This is a genomic window from Serratia sp. PL7 (assembly GCF_945957435.1).
Window position 1 is genome coordinate 1 of the sequence record NZ_CAMFLB010000061.1, and the last position, 7,364, is coordinate 7,364.

The window sequence follows — 7,364 nt, forward strand, 5'->3', positions numbered from 1 at the left end:
GTAGGGTGAGGGGCCTGATTTTTTGCCAACGCCCGCGAGCGTAAATAGATCCCCGGCTTGATATGGCCAACGTAAACCAGCGCTTTGCTAGGTGCCAGCGTGGCAATATCCCCTTCCCTCATATGCAGTAAATCGCCCGGGCTGACCCAACCTGGGGCGGCCAATGTCAACGGATGCCCCGCGTTTTCAAACGCGGCAATCACAAACTCCGAACAGAAATACGACGACTCGGCACCGGTCGGCGCCTTGAGCTGGGCTGCGGCTAGGCCTTTGACACATTGCTGGCGGAAATCGGCAGAGAAGGGGTTCAGCGAACACAGCTGCTTGGTCATCATAAAGGGCACCATCTCGGCAATGCCCAGATAGTTATACCGGCTGCCGGCTTTTTGGCTGGCGAATTGGCGGATTTGGCTAGCCTGCTCCGGTGTCAGATCGGGGATGCGCAAAGCAAACATCTTGTCGCTATGGGTCAGCGCATCTTTCAGGCTGATAATCTGCACGCCTTCCCCTACCGCTTCGGCAACCTGGCCTTCGCCAATATACACGGCCACATGGCTGACTGACGAAGTACTCAAGATACGGATCCCGAGTGATTTCAAACCGATAGTTGAGGAGAACAGCAGGTCACCCTCTTGCAGATCGGCCTGATTGATTTCGCGCAGAGTTTTTCCAGGGGCTGAGCTTAACGATTGGAACTGAACGTTGACGGGATTGATGGAGTGTTTTTCACGGTCGGATAAGCCTACGTCCATGGTACAACCGGTCAAAAAAACTGAAAGCAAAGCAAACAGGCGGGTAGCCGGGGGGCTGCGTAATGGCATAAGTTAATCCTTTAACAACAACATCCATCAATAAAGCCCCCCATCTGGGGGGCTTTGTCTAGCGATTAGCGTTGGACCTGGCCCAGCAGGAAATCAACGATTTCGCCGGTTTTGATCATCTGCTTCTCGCCAACACGGCGATTTTTATACTCAATTTCTTCGCTGTCGAGGTTACGATCGCCGATCACGATGGAGTGAGGTACGCCGATCAGTTCCATATCGGCAAACATCACGCCTGGGCGCTCTTTACGATCGTCCAGGATCACGTCGATGCCATGTGAACGCAGGGTATCGTACAATTCTTCAGCCAGTGCCTGCACGCGGAATGACTTGTGCATGTTCATTGGCAGAATCGCTACCTGGAACGGGGCAATTGCGTCCGGCCAGATAATGCCACGGTCATCGTGATTCTGTTCGATGGCAGCAGCCACCACGCGCGTCACGCCGATGCCGTAGCAACCCATGGTCAGCACCTGATTACGGCCATCTTCACCCTGAACGGTGGCTTTCATCGCTTCTGAATACTTGGTACCCAGCTGGAAGATGTGGCCCACTTCGATACCGCGCTTGATCAGCAGCGTACCTTTCCCGTCTGGGCTGGCATCGCCTTCCACCACGTTACGGATATCGGCGCTCTGTGGTAGCGGCAGATCACGCTCCCAGTTGATGCCAAAGTAGTGTTTGCCATCGATGTTGGCACCCGCGCCGAAGTCGCTCATAGCGGCTACGCTGCGATCGACAACCACTGGGATCGGCAAATTGACTGGGCCAAGGGATCCTGGGCCTGCGCCGACGATTGCACGGATTTCTTCTTCCGTGGCGAAAGTCAGTGGAACCGCGACCTGTGGCAGTTTCTCGGCCTTGATTTCATTCAGCTCGTGATCGCCGCGCACCAGCAGGGCAACCAGCTTGTGGCCACTCTCTTCACGGGCGTGCACCATCAAGGTTTTCACCGTTTTCTCTACTGGCAGTTGGAATTGCTCTACCAGCTCGGCGATGGTTTTGGCGTTCGGCGTATCGACGATGCGCAGTTCTTCCGTTGCCGCAGCACGTGGCTGTGCAGGGGCAACCGCTTCGGCCAGCTCGATGTTGGCAGCATAGTCGGAACCGGTTGAGAACACGATATCGTCTTCACCGCTGTCTGCCAGCACCTGGAATTCATGCGAAGCGCTGCCACCGATAGAACCGGTATCGGCCAGCACCGGACGGAAATCCAGACCCATGCGGTTGAAGATCTTGCTGTAGGCCTCGTACATCGCGTCGTAGGTGACCTGCAAGGATTCCTGGGTGGTATGGAAGGAATAGGCATCCTTCATCAGGAATTCACGCGAGCGCATCACGCCAAAACGTGGACGAACCTCGTCACGGAACTTGGTCTGGATCTGGAAGAAATTCAGCGGCAGCTGCTTGTAGGAGCTGATTTCGTTGCGGATCAGATCGGTGATCACTTCTTCATGGGTTGGACCAAGCACAAAGGGACGCTCGCCGCGATCGACAAAGCGCAGCAATTCCGGGCCATATTGCTCCCAGCGGCCGCTTTCCAGCCAGAGGTCGGCGGGCTGAACAACCGGCATGGAAACTTCGATCGCGTTAGCATTGTTCATTTCTTCGCGAACGATGTTTTCAACCTTCTTCAGAACGCGCAGGCCGGTCGGCAACCAGGTATAAAGACCGGAGGCCAGCTTGCGGATCATCCCGGCGCGTAGCATCAGCTGGTGGCTGATCACTTCGGCGTCGGCAGGTGTCTCCTTCAGTGTGGAGAGCAGATATTGGCTTGTACGCATGGTGTTTTGGTTCCGTTAGAACTGCAAATTGCATCGGGCTGCCAGGGTTGGCCGCCAAAATTTTCAAAAGTGGCTTAGTTTACCAGCGCAAGCCGGTTGTCAAAAGAGAGCGGGCGGAATTTTAACGGGCGTCGAGCGACAACACTTCGCTTTGACTATCAACGATCCGCCAGCGCACGTTGAACTCCAATAACCATACCGCATATTCGCGCCCGCTGGCTTCTTCTTTTCGATAGGCGGGGCGAGGATCTTGCGCCAGAACCTGAGTGATAAAACGGCGCAGGTTGGGATAGCGCCGCACATGTTGCTGCAGCTGTTGTTCCGCTTCGGGCGAGAAATACACCGGCATATCGCCAGCAGGAGCCGCCTGAGCAAACCCGGCTCGCGCTTGCGGATGGCTTTCGGCAAACGGCAAATAGGGTTTGATATCGACCACCGGCGTACCGTCAACCAAATCCAGGCTGCCCAGCTCCAGTACCACCTCGCCCCCTTGAGTCCGTATGCCTTTCAGTTCGATCAAGGACATACCCAACGGGTTAGGGCGAAAGGTCGAACGGGTGGCGAACACGCCCATACGCGCATTGCCGCCCAGACGAGGAGGCCGCACGGTAGGACGCCAGCCTCCTTCCATGGTTTGATGAAACACAAACATCACCCACAGATGGCTGAACTCGCTAAGGCCACGTACCGCTTCGGGCTGATTGTAAGGCGGCAACAACAACAGTTCACCGCCGCCGTCTTCAACTAGCCCTGGCTGACGGGGAACCGCGAATTTCTCTTTATACGGAGAACGGATGGTGCCGATCTGCTCAAAAACAAAATCGGTCATTTGGCTGAGACGTTAAGCGCAGAGCCTTGGCAGATGGCCTGCTGGTAACAACCGGCGACGCCGCTGACAATCTGGCAGTCATGCAGTAGTACCGCATTGGCCTTCATGTAGGAAGCTCGGGTCTGCATACGCTTACGTGCGGTATTCAGATTTGGCGGAGAGTCCTGAACCGTGGTCTGACAGGATTCGCCAGAAACCTCACCTAAATCGCGGAAAGGCTTGCCGACCAGTTCTTCTGCACTCTTGTACAGTTTTACCGGGGCCGGGCGGGCTGCTGGTGTGGCTTTTACCGGAGCGGGAGCGGCCGTAGTTGTTGTGCTGTTTGTTGTGGATGGAGCCGTGTGCTGCGTTGAGCATCCAGTCAGCGCGAGCGCTAACAAACAGAGAGGTAAAACACGCATTGAGAGTCCCTGCCATTTTATAATCAAAGTGGCGCTATTGAAGCAATCTCTGGCGCAAATAACAAGACGGGCCGTAGCCCGTCTTGCAATTATCGGAATAAAATGGCTATTGAACGATTACCAGCCTTTTACTGCGCCACCGTTAAAGATCTTGTTGGCCGCTTCGTTAACTTCGTCAGACTGGTAAGCCTGAACGAATTTCTTCACGTTTTCCGCGTCTTTGTTATCTTCACGGGCAACCATGATGTTGACGTAAGGTGAGTCTTTATCTTCAACAAACAGGCCGTCTTTGGCTGGCGTCAAACCAATCTGGCTGGCGTAAGTGGTGTTGATGATGGCCAGCGCGATTTGCTGATCGTCCAGTGAACGTGGCAGCTGTGGTGCTTCCAGCTCAACCAGCTTCAGGTTTTTCGGGTTCTCGGTCACGTCCAGCACGGTTGGCAGCAGGCCAACACCGTCTTTCAGCTTGATCAGACCCTGTTTTTGCAGCAGCAACAGTGAACGGCCCAGGTTGGTTGGATCGTTAGGCAGTGCTACCTGTGAACCTTCTTGCAGCTCATCAATGGATTTGATCTTTTTGGAGTAACCGGCGATCGGGTACACAAAGGTGTTACCTACCGTAACCAGCTTATAACCACGATCCTTGATCTGCTGATCCAGGTAAGGCTTGTGCTGGAAGGCGTTGACATCGATATCGCCTTTGCTCAGGGCTTCGTTTGGCAACACGTAGTCGTTGAAGGTGACCAGCTCAACGTCCAGGCCATACTTATCTTTTGCCACTTTTTGTGCCACTTCAGCCACTTGCTGTTCAGCACCAACAATAACACCCACTTTGATATGGTTTGGATCTTTTTCATCCTGGCCACAACCGGCCAGAGCCAGAGTACCGATCAGTGCGCCGATTGTTGCGATGGATTTAAATTTTAACGACATATCCCTTCCTCAATTAGACTCGCATATGAAATACGCTTTACTCTTTATCCTGCCGGGTGCAGCAAAGCTATCGAGTAGATGTCAGCGCGTGGGTAAAGCTATTTGTGGGTAACGGCCTTCACGATACGGTCGCCACCAAACTGGATCAGATACACCAGCACCACCAGTAATATTAATACCGTATTCATCACGGTAGCGTTATAACCAATATAACCATACTGATAACCAATTTGACCTAAGCCACCGGCACCGACGGCACCGCCCATTGCAGAATAGCCCACCAGGGTGATCAGCGTGATGGTAGCGGCATTCACCAAACCTGGCAGCGCTTCAGGCAACAGCACTTTGGTGATGATTTGCATAGGAGTCGCACCCATGGCACGAGCGGCTTCAACCAGACCTGACGGAATCTCCAACAGGGCGTTTTCTACCATACGGGCGATAAAGGGAGCCGCGCCTACGGTCAGTGGAACGATAGCCGCCTGCAAACCGATAGAGGTGCCAACGATCATGCGAGTGAACGGGATCATCCAGACCAGCAGGATAATGAACGGGATGGAACGGAAAATGTTCACCAACCCGGACAACACCTTATAAACGGTATTGTTGGCAATGATTTGCCCGGGGCGGGTCACATATAACAGTACGCCAACCGGCAAGCCAAGCACAAAGCCAAAGAAGCCGGAGACAAAGGTCATCGTAACGGTTTCCCACACGCCACGTGCCATTAACCACATCATTGCCTCAGACATAACCCAGAACCTCTACTTTTACCTGATTTTCTTGTAGGAACTTAATCGTTGCCTGTGCATCTTCATCGGAGCCGTGCAGTTCAGCCAGCATCACGCCGAACTTCACGCCGCCAGCGTAATCCATCTGTGCGCTGATAATATTGTTGTTCACGTTGAAGCGACGGGCCGCTTCTGACAGTAACGGTGCATCAACCGAGCGGCCGGTAAACTCCAGGCGTAACAGCGGCTGACGGCCACCGGTACGCTCAGGCACCAGGCGCGCGGCGTAGTCGTCCGGGATATCCAGATGCAGCGTAGCTTGGATAAACTGCTGTGCCAGCGGCGTCTTGGGGTGTGAAAACACTTCGCTCACGCTGTCTTTCTCAATCAACTGGCCCTGGCTGATCACCGCAACCTGATCGCAGATACGTTTCACTACGTCCATTTCATGGGTGATTAGCAGTATGGTCAGCCCCAGACGGCGGTTGATGTCTTTCAGCAGTTCGAGAATGGAGCGGGTGGTGGCTGGATCCAGTGCACTGGTCGCTTCGTCGCACAGCAACACCTTAGGATTGCTGGCCAGAGCACGGGCGATGGCCACACGCTGCTTTTGGCCGCCTGACAGATTGGCGGGGTAGGCATCGTGCTTGTCTGACAGACCAACCAGCTCCAGCAGTTCGACCACGCGTTTTTTGATTTCCGCGCGTGGGGTGTTGTCCAGCTCCAACGGCAGGGCAACGTTACCGAAGACCGTACGTGAAGAGAGCAGGTTAAAGTGTTGGAAGATCATGCCGATCTGGCGGCGTGCGCGCGTCAGCTCACCTTCAGACAGGGAGGTCAGATCCTGGCCATCAACCAGAACGGTACCTGACGTCGGGCGCTCAAGCATGTTGGCGCAGCGGATCAGCGTACTCTTACCGGCGCCGGAGGCACCGATGACGCCATAAATCTGTCCGGCAGGAACGTGAAGAGTCACGTCAGAGAGTGCGCTAATGGAACGCGACCCCTGCTGGAACACTTTGGTGATGTTGGAAAGTTTAATCATATTCTTCTTATTTTTAGCTTGGTTGCCGTGGCTTAATAAAGAGAGACCTTGATCAGCGCCAAGGTCTGGATCAGATGTTAAGGCGTCTAGACGTCCAAGTCAACGTTAACGCTATTCTTCATCATTCTCAGTCTCGGCGAAAACATGCGATACTGTGGCGGTTTTCAGGCTTTCAGGAGCATACCGGTGACACAACGCGTTCCAGCAATTTTCTTAGATCGTGACGGCACGATTAATATCGATCATGGCTACGTCCATGAAATAGATGATTTCCAGTTTATCGATGGCGTGATTGACGCCTGTCGTGAACTGAAAAGCATGGGCTTCGCGCTGGTGCTGGTCACCAACCAGTCTGGCATTGCCCGTGGTAAATTCAGCGAAGAGCAGTTTATGCGTCTGACAGAATGGATGGACTGGTCGATGGCCGACCGCGATGTCGATCTGGACGGCATCTATTTCTGCCCACATCATCCTGAAGCAGTAATAGAAGAGTATCGCCAGGTTTGTGATTGCCGCAAACCGCAACCGGGCATGTTGCTACAGGCGCAGAAAGAACTGAATATTGATTTGGCCGCTTCTTATATGGTTGGCGACAAAATCGAGGACATGCAGGCAGCCGCGGCGGCAGGGGTAGGCACTAAAGTGTTGGTGCGCACCGGCAAGCCAGTGACAGAAGAAGGCGAAAAAGCGGCGGATTGGGTGCTAAACAGCCTGCAAGAGCTGCCTGCAGCGATTAAAAAGCGGGTTTAAGCAGCGTTATGCATGAATAGTGAGCGGTCGGAAGAAAAGTGCATATTAACTCTTGTCATTCTGAACCAGC

The 7,364-nt window shown here is 53.9% G+C and carries 8 protein-coding genes; 1 reads left to right on the plus strand and 7 read right to left on the minus strand.

Features of this window, described 5'->3' with window-relative positions; all coding sequences use genetic code 11:
* The 7 genes from N6G83_RS53650 to metN form a co-directional block, all read right to left on the minus strand.
* Positions 1-821 (minus strand): YaeF family permuted papain-like enzyme (locus N6G83_RS53650; protein ID WP_409529746.1); only part of this gene is annotated, 821 nt, incomplete at its 3' end.
* A 65-nt stretch (positions 822-886) separates the two neighbouring features.
* Positions 887-2,605 carry a proline--tRNA ligase gene (proS, locus tag N6G83_RS53655; protein ID WP_211136818.1) on the minus strand — a complete coding sequence of 573 codons (1,719 nt, stop codon included), beginning with the start codon at positions 2,603-2,605 and terminating at the stop codon, positions 887-889.
* Between the two features lie 121 nt (positions 2,606-2,726).
* Positions 2,727-3,434, minus strand: a complete 708-nt coding sequence (gene tsaA, locus N6G83_RS53660) for a tRNA (N6-threonylcarbamoyladenosine(37)-N6)-methyltransferase TrmO (protein ID WP_065685547.1) — start codon at positions 3,432-3,434, stop codon at positions 2,727-2,729.
* Positions 3,431-3,835, minus strand: a complete 405-nt coding sequence (rcsF, locus tag N6G83_RS53665) for an Rcs stress response system protein RcsF (protein WP_024485562.1) — start codon at positions 3,833-3,835, stop codon at positions 3,431-3,433. Before rcsF ends, tsaA begins: the two co-directional genes overlap by 4 nt.
* Before the next feature lie 117 nt (positions 3,836-3,952).
* A complete protein-coding gene (locus N6G83_RS53670) occupies positions 3,953-4,768 on the minus strand; it encodes a MetQ/NlpA family lipoprotein (RefSeq protein WP_021179941.1) in 816 nt (271 codons plus the stop codon).
* Between the two features lie 98 nt (positions 4,769-4,866).
* Positions 4,867-5,520 carry a methionine ABC transporter permease MetI gene (locus N6G83_RS53675; protein WP_021179942.1) on the minus strand — a complete coding sequence of 218 codons (654 nt, stop codon included), beginning with the start codon at positions 5,518-5,520 and terminating at the stop codon, positions 4,867-4,869.
* On the minus strand, positions 5,513-6,544 hold the full coding sequence (gene metN, locus N6G83_RS53680) for a methionine ABC transporter ATP-binding protein MetN (protein WP_021806092.1): 1,032 nt from the start codon (positions 6,542-6,544) through the stop codon (positions 5,513-5,515). Before metN ends, N6G83_RS53675 begins: the two co-directional genes overlap by 8 nt.
* Before the next feature lie 186 nt (positions 6,545-6,730).
* Between metN and gmhB the strand changes: the two genes are divergently transcribed.
* Positions 6,731-7,294 (plus strand): D-glycero-beta-D-manno-heptose 1,7-bisphosphate 7-phosphatase, encoded by a 564-nt coding sequence (gene gmhB, locus N6G83_RS53685; RefSeq protein ID WP_065685548.1) that lies wholly within the window; start codon positions 6,731-6,733, stop codon positions 7,292-7,294.
* The last annotated feature ends 70 nt before the right edge of the window (positions 7,295-7,364 follow it).